The sequence below is a fragment of the Streptomyces sp. NPDC048483 genome, from assembly GCF_040651455.1.
Lineage (GTDB): Bacteria > Actinomycetota > Actinomycetes > Streptomycetales > Streptomycetaceae > Streptomyces.
Window position 1 is genome coordinate 15,680 of record NZ_JBEZJZ010000019.1, and the last position, 17,232, is coordinate 32,911.

A 17,232-nucleotide genomic window follows, 5' to 3' on the forward strand; every position below is an offset into this window, starting at 1 on the left:
CGACGGCGAACCCTCCCTCGGCGCGGGAGGGGTCCGAGGCGTTAGCATGCGGCGCCATGAGTTCCCCCACTGGGCCCGCACCTGGCTCGCCCTATTTTGACGCCGAATCCCCGAGCCCGGGGGCCGCACCCGGCCTGCCTGTACGAATGCCGCGCGCACGGCAGTCCGGCCGCCACCGCAAGCCGGAGCCGCTCGCCGCACCCGAGGGCGCACCGGCCCTGGTGCTGGCCGTGCCCGGCACCCCCACCCCCGCCTCCCGCAGCCTGGCGGACGAGGTCTCCAGCATCGCCCGCTCCGAGCTGCCCGGTCTCGACGCCCGGATCGGCTATGTCGACGGTGGCGACGGCGAGTTCCCGGCGCTGGAGGCCGTACTGGCCCGGGCCGGCGCCGAGCAGAAGGCCCGGATCGGCCACGACGGTCCGGCCGACCAGCCCGCCGCGGTGGTCGTGCCGCTGCTGGCAGGTCCGGACAGCTCCCTGCTCCGCCGGATACGCCAGGCCATCATGAACAGCGGCTCCGGCGCCGACCTGACCGATGTCCTCGGCCCGCACCCGCTGCTCGCCGAGGCGCTGCACGTGCGGCTCTCCGAGGCCGGTCTGGCGCGCGCCGACCGTGCCCGGCTGTTCACCGTCGCCACCGCCGCGGACGGCATCATCCTGGCCACCGTGGGCGGCGAAGAGGCCGTACAGGCCGCCGGGATCACCGGCATGCTGCTCTCGGCGCGGCTGGCCGTGCCGGTGCTGGCCGCCGGGCTGGACGAGGAGGGCGCCATCGCCCGTACGGCCGAGCAGTTGCGCGGCTCCGGTTCGCAGCAGCTGGCGCTGGCCCCGTACCTGATCGGCCCCGAACTCGCCGACGGCCTGCTGGGGGCGGCCGCGGCGGAGGCGGACTGCGCATCGGCGGAGGCACTCGGCGCCTACGGCGCGGTGGGCCGGCTGGTGCTGTCGAACTATGCGGCGGCGGTGGGCATCACCCTGGAGCAGGGTGCGCCGGTCATGCGCTAGAGCACGTCTCCGCGGCAGACCGTGAAGGGCCGCCCCGCGCAGTGCGCGGGGCGGCCCTTCGCCGTGTCCGGGTGCGGAGCAGGGGCACTGAGCGGCGCAGATGCCCCTCAGACGCCCTGGGATGGGGCCGGGCGCGGTACGGGCGTCCGGGGCGCCGCGCGGCCGCGAGCGGCGCCGTCAGGGCGTTTCCCGGCTGTCTGGCGGCTACGGTGCACGGAGCGCACGACGGACCACGTGAGAAGCCCTGCCCGCGCCGCGCGCGGGTCCGCCTCCGGGAGGAAGCGCCATGTCGAACGCCGATGTCGTCCGGGCCTGTTTCGCGAGCTATCTCGCCCAGGACCGCGAGGCAATGGACCGGCTGCTCGCCGAGGATTTCGTCTTCACCAGTCCGCTGGACGACCACATCGACAAGGCCGCGTTCTTCGCGCGCTGCTTCCCCACGGCGCACCGGTTCCGTTCCCAGGAGATCCTCGACACCGTGCCCGCCGACGGCGACCAGGTCTTCGTCCGCTACGAGTACGAGCTCACGACCGGCGAACGCCATCGCAATGTCGAGGTGATGACGGTCCGGGAGGGCCGGGTGACCGAGACCCAGGTGTATTTCGGCGGGCAGTTCCCGCAGGGGTGACGGCCGGTCAGGGCACGTGCGCACCGGACGAAGGGCGAGTCAGACGAACACCACGCAGGAGGCCGCCGGGGCGTCCACGGATCCGGACCGTGCGGGGATGCCCGTATCCGGGTCGAGGGTGAACCATGTGACGTCGCCGGAGCGTTCGTTGGCGGCGTAGAGGTACCGGCCGTCGGGGTGCAGCGCCAGGTCACGGGGCCAGTGGCCGCCGCAGGGGACGGTCGTACGGAGCCTCGCGGAATCGCCCGAGGGGTCGACGGCCAGTACGGAGATGCTGTCGTGGCCCCGGTTGGCGGCCCAGGCGAACCGGCCGTCCGGGGAAACGACCAATTCGGAGGGGAAGGTTCCGCTCGACTGCGTTCCGCCTCCGCTCTTCGACGAGTCCTGGGAGGCGGAGCCCGCGTCGGTCCCGTCCGGGAGCAGTCGGGTCTCGCCGAGGGGTGTGAGGGTGCCTGCGACGGCGTCCCATTGGCAGAGCGTGACGGTCGGGTCGAGTTCATTGATGACGTAGGCGCGGTCGCCGCGCGGATGGAAGGCGAGATGGCGCGGTCCGCTGCCGGGCCGCAGCGCCACTTCGTCGTGTACGGCCGGCGTCCCGTCGGCGCCGTCGAGGACGCAGACGCGGACCGAGTCCGTACCGAGGTCGACGCTCAGCAGCCAGCGGCCACCTGGATCCGGCAGCACGGCATGCGCATGCGGGCCCTCCTGGCGGTCGCGCCGGGGGCCGCTGCCCCGGTGGTGAAGCACGGCGGCGGGGGCGCCGAGGGTGCCGTCGGCCCGTACGGGGAGCGAACTGACGCTGCCGGAGCTGTAGTTGGCGGTGAGCAGCCGGCCCGCGGCCAGGGTGAGGTGGGTGGGGTCGGCGCCGCCCACCGGGACGGCGGGTCCGAGCGGTACGGGTCCCTCCGGGGTGAGGGCGAAGGCCGCCGCCGCGCCGTCGGGGAGCTCGCTGACCGCGTAGAGGTACCGCCCGTCGGGGCTGGGGGCCAGGTAGGAGGGGTTGGGGACGGCGTCGGTGGAGTGCCGCAGGGTGAGCGCGCCGGTCGCCGGGTCCACGTCCGCCGTGGTGATGCCGAGGCCGCCTGCCGTGGTGAAGGATCCGATGTACGCGCGCCGGCCGCTGTCCGTCGTCCCCATGGGTCCGCCCTTCGTCCGCCTGCCCGATAGAGGTGCGGGCGACGCTAACAGCCGGGGACGCGGCGCCTGCGGGGTTGGCCGGTACCCGTCCGTGGGCCGTGTGCGGGTGTGTGGCGGCGGGGTGACGCGTGGCCGGTGGGGTGTCAGGAGGGCGCGAACGGGGCGCGCGGGGAGCTGCGGACCGGCTGGGCGAGGGCGGTGAGCGCGGACTCCAGGCCGTGGAGGTGGGCCAGGGCGCGTTCGGCGCCGGGGTGGTGGTGCGGGGCGGCAATGAGCGCGGCAGGGGCGACGGCGGGCTGCGCGCCCGGCGCGAACAGGGCGCCCACGACGGTCTCCACGCGCTGGCAGGCGGCGGTCAGCCGGGCGTCGTGCGAGGCGGCCGGGTCGGCGGCGACCTCGGCCAGGCCCCTGACCTGGGCGGCGCAGTCGTCGAGGCAGGCCATCACCTGGCGGGCGCGGGCCTTCCGGTGGCGCAGCGGATTGAGCGGGTGCAGCAGAGGGACGAGCGAGAGCCGTACCCGGCCCAGCAGGAGCTCGAGCTCGGCGACATACGGCGACGGGTCGGCCGCCGCGTCACCGGCCAGCCGGCGGGCGGATACCGCCGTGCAGTCCCGTACGCAGTGCACGGCACGCTGGATCCAGCCGTCCGTCGCGGCATGCGTGGTGACCGGCAGGACGAGCGCGACGGCCAGCGCCGCCCCGGTCGCGCCGACGGCGGTCTGTGCGAAGCGGAGCGCGAGCAGACCGGGGTGCAGCACGCCGAGCAGGCCGTAGAGCAGGCCCGCCATGACGGTCACGAAGAACATCATCCAGCTGTAGGACGGGCCCGCGGTGTAGAAGATGCCGAAGACGCAGACAGCGACGAGTGCGGCGGTGGGGACGGGTGCGCCGTGCAGCGGGACGGCGACCAGCAGGCCCGCGGCGATGCCGGCGAAGGTACCGAGCACCCGGCGGAAGCCGCGGACCAGTGTTTCGCCGCGCGAGGAGGTGTTGACGAAGATCCACCAGGCGGTGACGACGGCCCAGTACCAGCGGTCCGCGGACAGGATCTGGCCGACGCCGAGCGCGAAGGCGCAGGCGGCGGTCGCCTGGACCGCCTGGCGGGTGGTCGTCCGGGCGAGGCCGCGGGCGACCGGCGGTGCGGGGACCGTGGGCGCGGGGAAGCGCCGCTCGTAGCACCAGGCGCCGAAGCGGACCGCCGACGAGACGACCAGCGAGAGCGCGATGGCGGCGTAGAGCTCGGGCAGGTGGGCCGGCACGGCGCGCAGGAACTGCGCCATGAAGAACATCATGAACGCGAAGATCCCCAGGGCATGGCCGCGCGGCCCCCAGCGGCGCGCGTACACCCCGGCGCCCACGATGCCGAGGAATGCGGCATCGCGCGCCAGGGGGTGGTCGTGCAGCACCGTCGCCAGCGCGAGCACCGGGAAGCCGACGGCGGGCAGCCAGGCCGTGGTCACGGCCTGGCCCCGGACCGTGGCGTCGGTGACCGTGAAGAGCGCGAGCAGCGCGGCGAGGCCGCCTGCGATGGCCGCAATGAGGGAGTGACCGGCGAGGCCCGCAACGGTCACGGCCGGTCCGATGCCGAGAACCGCTCGGGCCGCGCTGCGCAGCCGCAGCCGTCCCGGGTCCGGGGCGACGAACATCCTCTTCAGCACGGTCCAGGGCTCCTCGGCGCTTCTCCATGAAAAAGGCGCCGCGGAATCCGCAGCGCCATCGACGGGAAGATCACACCATCCGGACGCCACTTGGCTCAACCGGCGTCGGAAATGCTGGGCCATTGGCCCAGCCGGGCACGTATGGCGTGCGCCGGCTGTAGGCCAACGGACCACTGCCGCTCGACGGCGGTGACCGGCGGGGGCGGGCGGAGGCTAGCCGCAATCGCAGCAGCTGCAGCAGTCACAGCAACCGCAGCCGTCACCATCGCCGCAACTGCAGCAATCGCAGTCACAGCAGTCGCAGCTGTCGCACCACGGCTCGCGCTTCTTGCGCGACCAGGGTCCCTCGTGCTCGGTGCAGCAGAGCTGACAGGTGCAGCACAGCCCGATGGCGACCGCGCAGCCCGCGATGAGACCACGGGGCTTCTTCGGCGGCTTCGGGAACTGCGGTGTCCCGCCTTCCCCGCCGCCCGAACCGCCGCCGTGGCCGCCGTGGCCGCCACCGGAACCGCCCGGCGGCACCGGGCCCCCGGCGTACGGGGCCTGCGGGCCGTTCAGCTGCTGCCCCTGGACGTACGGGCCACCGGCCGGCGCCTGGCCGTACTGCGGAGGCTGCTGTCCGTACTGGGGCGGCCGGCCGTCACCCGGCGCCCCGTGCCCCTGATGGGAGCACGTCCCCGTCCCGAACACGCGGTCCACCGAGCGCCGCAGTTCGTGCACCAGCAGCACATGCACCAGGGCGGAGTCGGCGAACTCCACATCGCGCAGCGCGAGGCGGATGCCGTGCACGGCGTCGTCGCACAGCAGGCGGGCCTGCGCGGTGGTGGCGCCGGTGGCGGTGAGCGGGTTCCAGGCACCCTCGGCGGCGTCGGCCGCGCGGTCCTCCACGGCGTCGAGGAGGTGCGCAAGCCGTCCGAAGAGCCGCCCGGCCTCGGCCAGCGGCGCCGCGTTGCCCGGCCGGCCGGCCAGGACGGCGGTGTGCGCGAAGGCCGCGGCGGTCGCCGTCTCGGTCGGTTCCGTGATGACGGTCAGCGCGGTGCCGGGGCCGGCCAGCTCCTCGATGCCCACCTGGCGGTCGACCGCATCGACGAGTACGGCGGTGTCGAAGCCGAGCGTGGCACCGGTACGCGCCCCGGCCCGGTCCCAGCCCGCGGCAACCTTGCGCGCCGCGGCGGCCACCGGGCGGCGGCGCAGCATGCCGTTCCTGTCGGCGACGTGGTCGCGTATCTTCGCCGAGGCCAGGACGAGGGACACCGAGGCCGCCAGCCGCGCGCCCTCCCCCTTCGCCACCGAAGCGGTGCGCATGCCGCGCAGCGGGCAGGGCCCTGCGGTACGGCGCGCGGCGCCCGCCGTACCGGTCTGAGCATCCGTCAGGACGGACACGATGAGACCGTCGTAGTTCGTGACGACCCGAGCGAACTGCCCGTGATCGGCCCGCAGGGCGAGGCAGAGACCGCACAGATGGGCCATCCACTCCGCCTTCAGCCCTTGGGAGAGGCGATGGGAGCAGGGCCTGACAATTCCGAACACGTGGAAATCCCCCGTAAGACGACACCGGCGTGAGCCGCGCCTGGACAGCAGCGGCACGGAATCTACCGGGCGCACCGCTGACCTGAACACACACCCCTGGCGCAGGTCAGGCACGACTGAAATGTCGTCAGACGGCCGCTCGGCGCGCCATTGGTACAGTCCAGAGACCGCAGCCGCCCCCACCCTCCGACCGTAAGGATTCCGTCCGGCCATGCCCGTCGACGCCCTGGACGCCAAGATTCTCCGGCTGCTGCTGGAGCAGCCGCGCACCAGCGTGCGGGAGTACGCCCGGGTCCTCGGCGTGGCCCGCGGGACGGTGCAGGCGCGGCTGGACCGGATGGAGCGGGACGGGGTGATCACGGCGTACAGCCCGCGGCTGTCACCGGCCGCGCTGGGGCACCCCGTACTCGCCTTTGTGCACATCGAGGTGACACAGGGGCACCTGGAGGAGGTGGCCACCGCGCTGGCGGAGGTGCCGCAGATCATCGAGGCGTTCTCGACGACCGGGGGCGGGGATCTGCTGACCCGGGTGGTGGCCCGCGATGCGGCGCATCTCGAGGATGTGATCCAGCGGCTGATCAGCCTGCCGGGCGTGGTCCGCACCCGTACGGAGATGGCGCTGCGCGAGCGGGTGCCGCACCGGATGCTGCCGCTGGTCGAGGCGGTGGGCGGCGCGGGCTCCGGAACCGGCACCCGTAGCAACACGCCTCGGTGAGCCGCATGACGACCGGATACCCCGCCCCGCCGACTCCGGTGATCTTCGACCTCGACGGCACGCTGGTGGACAGCGAACCGAACTACTACGAGGCGGGCCGTCGGTTGCTGGCCGGCTACGGGGTGACGGATTTCCGCTGGGAGCACCACGCCCGCTTCATCGGCATCGGGACGCGCGAGACACTGGAGATTCTCCGCCGGGAGTTCGGCATCGACGCCCCGGTCGAGGAGCTGCTGGCGGGCAAGAACCGCGCCTATCTGGAGCTGGCGCGTACGCATACCGCCGTCTTCCCGGAGATGGGGGAGCTCGTCCGGCAGTTGCACGCGGCCGGGCATCCGATGGCGGTGGCCTCCGGGTCGTCGCGTGCCGCGATCGAGGCGGTGCTGGACGGTACGGGGCTCAATGCGCTGCTGACCACGACGGTGTCGGCGGAGGAGGTGGCGCGCGGCAAACCGGAGCCCGATGTGTTCCTGGAGGCCGCGCGCCGGATGGGCGTCGCGCCCGGGACGTGTGTGGTGCTGGAGGACGCGCCGCCCGGCGCGCTGGCGGCACACCGGGCGGGGATGCGGTGCATTGCGGTCCCGTACGTGACGGAGACGGCCGGCGATCCGGCGTTTGCGCACGTGGGGCTGCTGTTCAGGGGCGGCCAGGGGGAGTTCACGGCGCGGGCCGCGTACGAGTGGCTCGGGTGGTCGTAGGCGACCCGTTCGTCCCGTCGTCCCCCGGTATCCGGTGAGACGCACGTCTCAGCACGGGCGGAGCAACCCGCCCGCCCGTCATGGGGTCTCTCCCGGCAAGAACCGGAAGCACGGTTGGTCACCTCATGGCTACTCATAGCTGATCAATTGTCAAATTTCGATGTAACCCAGTCGAAAAACGATTTTTTCGCTTTACATGCCCATGCCAGGTCCCGCAGGGTGTGCGCGGGGTCGCCAGACCCCCGCGGCGCTCAACAGCGCCGCGCGTAGGGGTGGTTGGCGAGCCGGCCGCCCCCTGTGCACAAAGGACCCATATCAGTGCGTAGACCCCACATACGCAGGCTGGCGATCGCCGTCGCGGTGACGACGGCCGCCACCGTCACGGCAGGGGTGGCGGGCACCGCCATCGCGGCCCCCACGGTCACCCAGGAATCGGCCCCCGCCGCCTCCCCCTCCCACGCGGCGACAGTGGACGCGGCCCGCGCCGCCGCGTACGCCCACGCCGCCGCCACCGGTGTCGGCAAGAAGGACACCCTCAAGGCCACGGACCTGCTGGTCGACCCGGACGGCAAGCAGCACGTGCGCTTCCTGCGCACCCACCGCGGCCTGCCGGTGCTCGGCGGTGACCTGGTCGTCCACCTGGACGCCAAGTCCGCCTATCAGGACGTGACCCGGGCGTCGAGCCGACCGGTCGAGGTCGCCTCCACCAGCCCGAAGCTGTCGGCCGGGCAGGCCCGGACGAAGGCCGCCGCCGCCGCGCAGGGCCAGGCCCGTACGGCCGAACTGGTCGTGGACGCCCGCGCGCACCGTACGGCACTGGCCTACCAGGTGGAGGTCACCGACAGCCGCGCCGACGAGGCCGGCGGTGTCCGCACGGTCGTCGTCGACGCCGCCACGGGATCGGTGCTCAGCAACATCCCGGCCAACGACTCCTTCCTCTCGCCCGCCGTACAGGACAAGCTCCGCAAGCGGGGCGAGAAGCTCAGCCCCGCGACCGGGCTGACCGGCACCGCCGCCCCGGCCACCGCGGGCAGGACGGCCAAGGGCCACCCCGGCGCGGCCACCGGCACCGGCACGTCCCTCTTCGTCGGCAGTGTGCCGCTGTCCACCACCCGGACCGCGAAGAAGTCCTTCACGCTGAAGGACTCCACCCGCGGGAACACCGAGACCCGCGACGCGGGCGGCAAGGAACTGGAGAAGTTCGCCGACGGCAAGGCGTTCACCAGCGCCACCAACCGCTGGGGCAACGGCACGACACGCGACCGGGCCACCGCCGCCGTGGACGCCCAGTACGGCATCACGAGCACGCTCGACTTCTACAAGAAGACCTTCGGCCGCAAGGGCATCAAGAACGACGGCCGCGGGGCGCGCGCCCTGGTGCACTTCGGCAAGGACGTCGGCAACGCCTTCTGGTCCTCCGACTGCGGCTGCATGCTCTACGGCGACGGTGACGGCAAGACCTTCACCAAGCCGCTGGTCGTGCTGGACGTCACCGGCCATGAGCTCACCCACGGCGTCGTGGACGCGACCGCGGGCCTCCAGCCCACCCGCGTCGACGAGGAGGGCAACCAGTTCGGCGAGCCGGGCGCCCTCAACGAGTCGCTGGCGGACATCTTCGGCAGCTCGGTCGAATTCTCCGCCAACAACCCCAAGAATCCGCCCAACTACCTGATGGGCGAGAAGCTCGGCCTCGAGCAGAAGTTCCTGCGCCGCCTGGACAAGCCGTCCCTCGACAAGCTCGAGGGGACGATCGACTACTGGTCGAAGGAGGCCTACGACACCGAGGTGCACGCCGGCTCCGGCGTCTCCTCGCACGCCTACTACCTCCTCGCCGAGGGCAGCGGCAAGAAGGTGATCGGCGGCGTCGCATACAACTCCCCCACCGTTGACGGCTCCACGGTGAAGGGCATCGGCCGGACCAAGGCGACGGCGATCTACTACCGGGCGATGACCCGGTACATGGTCTCCACGACCGACTTCCACGACGCCCGGACCGCGACGCTGAAGGCCGCCAAGGACCTCTACGGGGCCAAGAGCACCGAGTACAAGACGGTGAACAAGTCCTGGGCCGCCGTGAACGTCACGGCCGCCAACGCGCCCGCCGCAAAGGGCTGATCGCCGGCCCGATGCCGGTGCCCTCGCTGTCCCACACCGTGGGGAGCGGGCCTGAGCCTGTGTCCCGTCGCCGCTGGGCGACGGGGCGCAGGCTCAGGAGCACCGTACGGCCGGTGGGCCGCAGCCGGTTCGCCAGGGCTCCGACCGGACCCGCTACGCCGTGCCGGGCCCGGGGACGCTCACCCCGCTGACCACGGTGGAGCGTGCGGCCCGCCACGTGACCGGCGCGGCCCCCGGCTGCCGACTCAGCCGCGGGCATCGCCGACTTCGGCCGCGGCCCCGGCGCCCGGCCCGCCCACCACCTCCTGGGTCAGTGCGACACGGGAGAGCCGTACCGCGCCCCAGAGCACCAGCGCGACGCCCAGCGCTTCCGGGACCAGCCACCAGCCGGTGCGGACGCGTTCGTCGAAGAGGGTGACGCCCAGGGACAGGCTGACCAGCGCGTCCCCGAGGGTGAGGACGGGCTGGGAGGCGGTCAGCGGGCCGGACTGCATGGCGTTCTCCATGAGGAACAGGGCCAGCACGCCGACGGCCGCGAACCCGTAGGTCTGCCAGGTCAGGAAGAACTCGCCGGGGCCGCCGCGCTGCCAGACGTCCGTCGCGTCCTTCATCAGTGCGGCGGTCAGAGCGTAGGCGACGGCGGCCGACGCGCCGAAGGCGGCCGCCCGTACCGCGCCCTCCGGCCGGCGCAGCGCCACGCCGACGGCCAGGACGATGACCGCGCCGCAGGCCACCAGAGCGCCCACCCAGCGGTCGAACGGGGCATGGTCGGTGCCGACGGTCGGCGCGGCCGCCGCCAGCGCGCACCCCAGCCCGGCCACCAGCAGTCCGACACCGGTCCAGCCCGCGCGCGAGACCCGCCCGCCGAGAAGTACGCGGCCGATGAGCAGGGCGAGCGGCAGCTCCAGGACGAAGAGCGGCTGCACCACCGACAGCGCGCCCAGTGACAGTGCCAGCGCCTGGCAGGCTGCGGCGACGATGACGGCGAGCATGCCGCCGAGCCACGCCGCGCGGTGGAACAGATCGGCCAGCAGGCCCAGCCGCAGCCCCGGCGCCAGCGGCACCGTACGGGCCGCGCGCCGCTGCAGCACCGTGGCCAGCCCATTGCCGGCCGCCGCGAGCAGCGCGAACAGGACGGCCGGCCACATGGCGCCCGCCACCACCTCCTCGCCGCCGCTCCCGTTCCCCGTTCCGACGCTAGCCGGAGGGGGGCCGGGGCACCCGCCGGGCGGGACATGCTCCCGTGTGGTCGGGGCTCCGGCGCGGTCAGTGCTCCTGCGCGGTCGGCCGCACCATGATCTCGTTGATCGCCACATGCGGCGGCTGAGTGATCATGAAGCTGATGGAACGGGCGACGTCCTCCGCCCGCAGCCAGCTCTCCTGCGCCATCCCGAACGCCGACTCGCCGCCGAGCGTCATCTCCGTCGTCGTCATCCCCGGCTCGACCAGCCCCACCCGTACACCCCGCCCGGTCACCTCCTGGCGCAGCGCATCGCTGAACGAGCACACCGCGTGCTTGGTGGCCGAATAGACGCTGTTGTTCTTCCGGGCCAGCCGCCCGGCGACCGAGCTGACGGTCACCAGGTCGGCGACGCCGCGTACGTCGTCCTCGGCCGCGCGCAGCAGATGCGGCAGCGCGGCATGCGACAGGTGGAGCACGGCCTTGAGATTGAGATCGACCATCCGCTCCCAGTCGGCGAGATCACTGTCCTCCACCGCGGCGCGGGCTCCGTACCCCGCGTTGTTCACCACCACATCCAGCCGGCCGAAGCGGCGCACCGTCTCCTCGACCGCCCGACGCGCCTGTCCCGGGGCGCTCAGGTCGGCGGTCAGCGGGAGCGCCGCCGCGCCGTGTGTGCCGATCGCGTCGCTGAGTTCCGTCAGCCGGTCGGTACGGCGCGCGACCATCGCCACGGAACACCCCAGCCGGGCGAGCGACAGCGCCGCCGCCTCGCCGATCCCGCTGGAGGCGCCGGTCACCAGGGCGACGCTGCCCGCCAGGGGCTGGTCGGCGTTGCCGACCGGGGTGCGGTCCGATTCATTGGCATTCATGACGTACGTATACCTCCGGTGAAAGGCCCGTACGCCATGGGGCCCCGGACGGCGCCGGGAGGCGTCAGTCCAGGCCGAGCGCCTTGCACGCCGCGGCCAGATCCTTGGTGCAGATCCAGTCGGCGGGAGCGGCGCCGTCGCGGATCACGGTCGCCTCCAGATTCTTCTTGGTGACGATCTGCGCATTGAAGAGCTTGGCCGGGATCCCGGACTTGCTCTTGCTGTCGGTGGTCGTCGGGGTGAAGGATTTGATGCTCTTGCCCCGCAGAAGCCGGAAGGCGATCTCGGCGGCGGTTTCGGCCTCCGGCCGGACCTGCTTGTAAATGGTGAACGACTGCTCACCGCTCACCAGGCGCCGCAGCGCGGGGAGTTCGGCGTCCTGACCGCCGAGCGGGACATTCTTCAGGCCGGCCGACTTCAGCGCTTCGGCGGCTCCGCCGGCCATCCCGTCATTGGCCGAGTAGACGGCGTCGAATCCGGCCGGGCCGCGGTCCTTGATGACGTCGTTCAGCTTCGCCCGGGCTTCCGACGCGGACCAGTCGGGGATGTCCTTCTCGTAGACGATCTTATGGACCTTGCCGTCGAGGATTTCGTGGGCGCCCTTCTTGAAGGACGGGGCATTCGGGTCGGTCGGCGAGCCGTTCAGCATGACGACATCGGCGCTCGACGCCTGCGACCCGAGGGCGGCGAGGATGCCCTTGCCCTGCAGCTGGCCGATCTTTTCGTTGTCGTACGACACGTAGGCCGCGACATCGCCCTCGGCGAGCCGGTCGTACGCGATGACCTTGACGCCCTTCTTGGCCGCCGCGTCCACCCAGCTCTTGGCGGCCTGGGCGTCGACCGGGTCCAGGATGATGACCTTGACGCCCTTCTTCACCAGCGCCTCGAACTGGCTCTTCTGGATGTCCACTTGCGCGCCGGCGTTGCGGTAGTCCACCTTGCATTCGAGGCACAGCATCGATATCCGGCTGGTGATGATGCGGCGATCGAATGCCTCGTAGCGAGACGCTTTGCTCTCCGGCAGGAGCAGTCCGATGGACTCCTCATGAGTACCTGTGTCGTCGCTGTTTCCACAGGCCGCCAATGGCGCGGCGAGGGAGAGTGCCATTGCGCCGGTGATTATACGACGCAGTGCTGCATTCATTTTCAGGTACCTCCGCAAGGGGCCGCCCTGACCGGCCCGGAACGGCTGAAAGTGAACGTCACCTCCACCCCCATCGTCAAGAAACGAAGCAGGAACGGTATGAAAGCGAGTTGCACTTTAACAATCCGAAGGCAAGCGGGCGCGGCCGACCTTGCGCCGCCACGGCCGAGCACGGTGCCTCTCCGCCGCACTCCGCATCACTGACGAATACATCGGCCAGGGACAAATCGCGCCGGGCGGGCCCCGTGCCCCCTGCCGTCCGGCGGCAGTGGCCGCAGTGTCAGTGGGCGCTCGTAGGCTTGGCCCAACGATCAACGCAACGGGGGGGAAGGCGCATGGGGCACCGCGTCGAACAGGACGGCTACACCGCGGAGCTTTCAGGCGCCCTGGAGGTCGTCTACCGCAATCCACACGGGCGCGCGCTCCGGAAGCTTCCCGATGCGCTGCGCGGAGCGCCGGGCCTGGACGCCTTGCACAGCGCGGCCGAGCGCCTGGAGAAGCATGACGCGGCGTGCCTCGTTTGGGCCCGCGAGTGGGCTCGGACGGGAGCGAGCGTCCCCCGCGCGCTGGCGGATGCCGATCCCCTGTGGCGGGCGGCCCTGGAGGGCGAGGGCAGCACCCTCACCGACGACGCGGGCGAGGGCGGCCTGTTCGCCCGTACCTACACCGGGTTCAGCGGCCATACGCTGACCCAGCTGCTGCCCGAACAGGTGATCCCGTACCGCGACGTCCTGATGCGCATCGCCCACTGGGAGCCGGACGGTCTCTTCTCCACCGGCATACCGGACGCCTCCGACGGTGAACTCCCCTTCCCCGAGCGGGTGATCGCCGCCCACCCGGGCCAGGAGGAGTCGGCGGCCCGTAAGGTCCGTGCCCTGGAGCTCACGACCGATGACTGGCGCCGTGTCACCAAGCACGACGTCGACGGCGTCCTCGGCGGACCGCAGGAGACGGCACCCGCGCTCCTCGCCACCCTCCTCGACGAGCTCGCCGACCTTGCCCTGCAACAGGGCGACGGGGCCACGGCCGCCGCCTGGTTCGGGCGCGCCCGCGAGACCGAGCGCCTGCAGGGCCTCAAGGCCGACCAGGAGTGGCTCCAGGGCCGCTACCTCACCTACGCCGGGGCGAAGGCCCTCCCCGCGTCGGCCCTGCGGGCCCGGGCACGCGAGCTGGCCGTCAAGGGGGTGGCGACCGAGGCGGATCTTGCCCGGTTCCGTGCGGTGGTACTCCGCCGCGTCCGGGCGACGTCCGAGGCGTATCCGCAGCTGGCCGTGGACCTCCGCAAGATCGCCAGGGCGGCCGGTCTGTCCCCCGACGCGGAGCTGGCCACTCTGCTGCAGGAGATCCTCGCGGCCGGCGGCGTGACGCTGGAAGAGGAGAAGTTCTGGACCGAGTGCCTCAAGGGCCGGGCCCTGGAACTGCTGGCCGACCGCGGCCCCGAGACACTCCGCCACGTGCTGGAGCTGCGGCCGGGCAGCTTCGGGGAAGGCCGTGCGCTGTGGCCGCAACTGCTGGCGCGCACGGGCGCGTTGCCCCTGCTCACCGGTGCGGCACCGGGGCTGCCCGACGGCGCGGCGGCCGCCTGGCTGGCCGACTGCATCCGGTACGGCAGCGACCAGGACGGCCCCTGGCTCTTCGTGTACGACCTGGCGGAACGGATCGCGCCCCGGCTGGCCGCCGACGGCGTTCCCCTGGAGTTCCGCTACTGGAGCCGCGGCGAGCGGCAGACCGGCAAGACACCGCTCGATCTCATCGACGTGCTGCTGGAACACGGCGCTCCGGTGGCCGATCCCCCGGAGCTCTTCGGGTGGCCCCACCTGAACACCCTCCTGGTCGCCCGCCGGCCCGAGCTGGCGCACCTCCAAGCCGACGAGCGCTTCGCCCGCGAGCTGCGCGCCTGGGTGCGTGCCCACCTCGACGTGGACGCCACGGTCAACCGATACCGTCCGCAGTCGACCACGGGCCGGCGGCGGATGCCGGGGCTGCTCGACAACCCGACCGGGCACGAGGAGCTGCGCGCGTGGTGCGCCCGCGAGCGCGCGAAGCTGCGCGCGGGCGTGGACCTCGACGAACTGGCCCTGCTGCTCGGCCGGTTCGCGCATGTGGGCGCGGCGGTGGACGTCCTGCTCGAGGACGCCGAGGCGGCGCAGGAGTTCACCGCGGTGGACGTCATGGCCCTGCTGATGGCCAAGATGCCCGAGGGTGTCTCGCGCGCGCAGGCGGCGGAGCTGCTGGAGACGGTCCGGCCCGACGACCCCGCCGGCGACGGCGACACGTCCCGCAGCCGCGGCCGGGTCCGCGAAGCGCTGCCGCAGCTCGGCGAGCCGGCGGTCGGCCAGGTCGCTCGCGACCTGATCACGGCCGTCAACTGCCGTACGGGCCTGGAGCGTCTGGTCCGGCGATTCACCCCTGGTGAGGCCGACGAGGGCGGGGAGGCCCCGGTGCCCACGCCGCGGCGGGACGACCCTGAGGTGGCGGTGAGCCGTCAGCTGATGAAGCTCGCGGAGTCCGGCGCCCCCGTATGGGACGGCGATCTGGCGCAGGCCGACGCCGAGTTCACCGTCGCCCCCGGACACCTTCGGTTCCTCGGCATACACGCCCACGCCGCACCACTGGCCCTGTGCGCCGTCTCCGCCCGGAGGCTCGGCAGCGATACGGCATACCAGGCGGGCCGGTCACTGCTGACGTATGCCACCCACCCCTTCGTCTCCGGAAAGCCCGGCCGCTGGCGGATCGTCCATTGCGAGATACCCACGCGCCCTTCCCCCGCCCGCGCCCCCGCCCGCGGCACGGCCTTCACCACGGCCACGTCCGCCGCCTGCGTGATGGACGGCGGCTCCGACCCCCACCGGACGTTGTGGGAGTACGCCCCTGACGGCGCGTTCCCCGAGGACGGTCCGCTGGCCGCCGCGGGTGCCCGGCTCACCCGCGCCTATGTGCTGGAGCCGGTACGCCCCGGCAGCTGGTTCGTGCGCTTCGCCGAGCTGTACCGCAGGCACGGATCGGCACCGCCCCGCCCCGCGCTCGCCCGCGCCTTCGCCGAGCGGCTGGGCCAGACCGTGGCGGAGGCGACCGTGCTGCTGATGGCGTACGTCCCCGCCGCACCGCACCAGGTGGCGGAGGAGCGCGTCCACGACCGCGGCTATCGCGTCGAGGACCTGGAGGCGTGGCAGATCCGGGAGAAGGAGGCCGAACACGCGGTGCACTCCCTCACCTCCGCGCTCGGCCCCGAGTTCTTCGCGGCCCTCTACGACAAGCTGCTCCCCGACGATCCCGAGGATCTGTGGACCGCGGGCCCCGACGTGGACCGCGCCGCCGGGTGGTGGCGGCGCGAGCTGGGCAGCCCGCTCCCGGTCCCCGCTGCCCTCCTCCCCCTCGCCATCAAGGAGACGCTCCCGACCCACAGTGACGTCATCCCCCACTGGCAGCGCAGCTGGCGCGAGAGGGAGCGGGGCCCGGCCCTGCGGCTGCCCGCGCTGACCGGTCGCGTCGCCGCCGGGGCGGACTGTCTGAGCCCCGACCCCTCGGGCCTGGGGGGCGAGCCCCAGCTGCCGGCCCTGCCGAGGATCGCCGCCTGGCTCGCCTACCGCACTCCGGCGGGCGATCCGCTGCGCCCGGCGATCGGCGCGGCGATAGCCCGGCTCCGAGCAGAGCTGGCCGCCGGGCCCGGCCCGCTCACCCTCTTCTCGCTGCAGTGCTCCGTGGCGGGTGCCGCTCCGGCCACCGCGGCGCTCACCGCTCATCCGGCGGTCACGCAGGTGTACGACGACGGGGCGTGGCAGCTGCGCGTGGACCCTGCCGCCCTCAAGGGCACCGCCGACCCGCTCCTGGACTCCCTGGACACCTACCTCGACACCCCGCTCCCCTCCCAGTGGCAGCCCAGCCCGTCCGGCCTGCCCGCCGTAGCGGATCTTCGGCTGCTGCTGAGCGACGATTTCGCCGCGCTCGGCGGGCATCTGACCGCCGACGACGGCAGGACTCCGGGCTGGGAGCAGCACCCGGCGCGCTCGGTGCCCCCTCTGGTCGAGGAGTGCGCCACGACCTGCGGCCTGGGCGAGGACCCCGCCGCCCTCTACCTGATGCTGCTCGCCCTCCCGGACCCGACGGACCGCAACGTCAGGACGTGGACCGCCTGGAGCCCGGTCCGCTTCAAGGCAGCGGTGGCCGAACTGGAAGCGTCGGGCCTGGTGCGCCGCGCCACCCGCACCCGCGCGGGCCGCGCACTCTTCCTGCCGGGCAGCTGGCAGGAACGCAAGCCGCCGCGTCTCCCCATCGAGGCCTCGAAGCTAGGCCTGCTGCCGCTGGCCCGGGAGCACCGGTCCACGTCACACATGGCTGCGGTGCCGTCCGGACCGGTGCCGGCGCTCTTTGCGCGGGCGTGGGCGGGGCGTGGGGGGTAACGGTGCGTGGGCCGGGCGCCCGGCCCGCGGCCGCGGCCAAGGCCAAGATGCGATCTCCGCTCGCTGGGCGTGCGATGGATGAGGAGGTGTTGTCGGCGTGGCGCGTCCCCCAGGGCGTGGCGCCCTGACGTTCGGGCCGGTCAGCCCGCCG

General features: G+C 72.9%; 12 protein-coding genes. 6 read left to right on the forward strand and 6 right to left on the reverse strand.

Annotated elements, in window-relative coordinates; all coding sequences use genetic code 11:
- Positions 1-146 precede the first annotated feature (146 nt).
- Positions 147-1,004, forward strand: coding sequence for a hypothetical protein (locus AB0D04_RS12850; protein WP_362702345.1), 858 nt, complete (start codon positions 147-149; stop codon positions 1,002-1,004).
- Between the two features lie 286 nt (positions 1,005-1,290).
- Positions 1,291-1,632 (forward strand): nuclear transport factor 2 family protein, encoded by a 342-nt coding sequence (locus tag AB0D04_RS12855; protein WP_362702347.1) that lies wholly within the window; start codon positions 1,291-1,293, stop codon positions 1,630-1,632.
- Between the two features lie 39 nt (positions 1,633-1,671).
- On the opposite strand, the gene AB0D04_RS12860 is transcribed toward AB0D04_RS12855, so the two are convergent.
- The 3 genes from AB0D04_RS12860 to AB0D04_RS12870 form a co-directional block, all read right to left on the reverse strand.
- Entirely contained in the window at positions 1,672-2,769 is a 1,098-nt protein-coding gene (locus AB0D04_RS12860; protein ID WP_362702349.1) for a lactonase family protein, read from the reverse strand.
- A gap of 143 nt (positions 2,770-2,912) precedes the next feature.
- A complete protein-coding gene (locus tag AB0D04_RS12865; protein ID WP_362702475.1) occupies positions 2,913-4,415 on the reverse strand; it encodes an FUSC family protein in 1,503 nt (500 codons plus the stop codon).
- 225 nt (positions 4,416-4,640) lie between these two features.
- The gene (locus AB0D04_RS12870) at positions 4,641-5,957 is read right to left on the reverse strand and encodes a DUF5685 family protein (protein WP_362702350.1); all 1,317 of its coding nucleotides are present in this window, start codon (positions 5,955-5,957) and stop codon (positions 4,641-4,643) included.
- A gap of 211 nt (positions 5,958-6,168) precedes the next feature.
- On the opposite strand from AB0D04_RS12870, the gene AB0D04_RS12875 reads away from it, so the two are divergent.
- From AB0D04_RS12875 to AB0D04_RS12885, 3 genes are all read left to right on the forward strand, one after another.
- Positions 6,169-6,672 carry an Lrp/AsnC family transcriptional regulator gene (locus tag AB0D04_RS12875; protein WP_362702351.1) on the forward strand — a complete coding sequence of 168 codons (504 nt, stop codon included), beginning with the start codon at positions 6,169-6,171 and terminating at the stop codon, positions 6,670-6,672.
- A gap of 5 nt (positions 6,673-6,677) precedes the next feature.
- Complete coding sequence (locus AB0D04_RS12880) at positions 6,678-7,370, forward strand: HAD family phosphatase (protein ID WP_362702353.1); 693 nt, start codon at positions 6,678-6,680, stop codon at positions 7,368-7,370.
- Positions 7,371-7,688: 318 nt separating this feature from the next.
- The gene (locus tag AB0D04_RS12885; RefSeq protein ID WP_362702354.1) at positions 7,689-9,485 is read left to right on the forward strand and encodes a M4 family metallopeptidase; all 1,797 of its coding nucleotides are present in this window, start codon (positions 7,689-7,691) and stop codon (positions 9,483-9,485) included.
- 245 nt (positions 9,486-9,730) lie between these two features.
- Here AB0D04_RS12885 and AB0D04_RS12890 read toward each other — a convergent pair whose 3' ends face one another.
- The 3 genes from AB0D04_RS12890 to AB0D04_RS12900 all read right to left on the reverse strand — a co-directional run bounded on the left by AB0D04_RS12890 (position 9,731) and on the right by AB0D04_RS12900 (position 12,681).
- Positions 9,731-10,633: a DMT family transporter gene (locus AB0D04_RS12890; protein ID WP_362702477.1), complete on the reverse strand. Its 903-nt coding sequence runs from the start codon at positions 10,631-10,633 to the stop codon at positions 9,731-9,733.
- 118 nt (positions 10,634-10,751) lie between these two features.
- Positions 10,752-11,537: an SDR family NAD(P)-dependent oxidoreductase gene (locus AB0D04_RS12895; RefSeq protein WP_362702355.1), complete on the reverse strand. Its 786-nt coding sequence runs from the start codon at positions 11,535-11,537 to the stop codon at positions 10,752-10,754.
- 64 nt (positions 11,538-11,601) lie between these two features.
- Complete coding sequence (locus tag AB0D04_RS12900) at positions 11,602-12,681, reverse strand: substrate-binding domain-containing protein (protein ID WP_362702357.1); 1,080 nt, start codon at positions 12,679-12,681, stop codon at positions 11,602-11,604.
- A gap of 335 nt (positions 12,682-13,016) precedes the next feature.
- Between AB0D04_RS12900 and AB0D04_RS12905 the strand changes: the two genes are divergently transcribed.
- Positions 13,017-17,081 (forward strand): hypothetical protein, encoded by a 4,065-nt coding sequence (locus tag AB0D04_RS12905; protein ID WP_362702358.1) that lies wholly within the window; start codon positions 13,017-13,019, stop codon positions 17,079-17,081.
- Positions 17,082-17,232: the final 151 nt, after the last annotated feature.

Coding starts and splice junctions, on each gene's coding strand:
- AB0D04_RS12890 (WP_362702477.1), bottom strand. CDS start 10,633: ATGTGGCCGGCCGTCCTGTTCGCGCTGCTCGCGGCGGCCGGCAATGGG.
- AB0D04_RS12860 (WP_362702349.1), bottom strand. CDS start 2,769: ATGGGGACGACGGACAGCGGCCGGCGCGCGTACATCGGATCCTTCACC.
- AB0D04_RS12880 (WP_362702353.1), top strand. CDS start 6,678: ATGACGACCGGATACCCCGCCCCGCCGACTCCGGTGATCTTCGACCTC.
- AB0D04_RS12850 (WP_362702345.1), top strand. CDS start 147: ATGCCGCGCGCACGGCAGTCCGGCCGCCACCGCAAGCCGGAGCCGCTC.
- AB0D04_RS12865 (WP_362702475.1), bottom strand. CDS start 4,415: ATGTTCGTCGCCCCGGACCCGGGACGGCTGCGGCTGCGCAGCGCGGCC.
- AB0D04_RS12895 (WP_362702355.1), bottom strand. CDS start 11,537: ATGAATGCCAATGAATCGGACCGCACCCCGGTCGGCAACGCCGACCAG.
- AB0D04_RS12855 (WP_362702347.1), top strand. CDS start 1,291: ATGTCGAACGCCGATGTCGTCCGGGCCTGTTTCGCGAGCTATCTCGCC.
- AB0D04_RS12875 (WP_362702351.1), top strand. CDS start 6,169: ATGCCCGTCGACGCCCTGGACGCCAAGATTCTCCGGCTGCTGCTGGAG.
- AB0D04_RS12905 (WP_362702358.1), top strand. CDS start 13,017: ATGGGGCACCGCGTCGAACAGGACGGCTACACCGCGGAGCTTTCAGGC.
- AB0D04_RS12900 (WP_362702357.1), bottom strand. CDS start 12,681: ATGAATGCAGCACTGCGTCGTATAATCACCGGCGCAATGGCACTCTCC.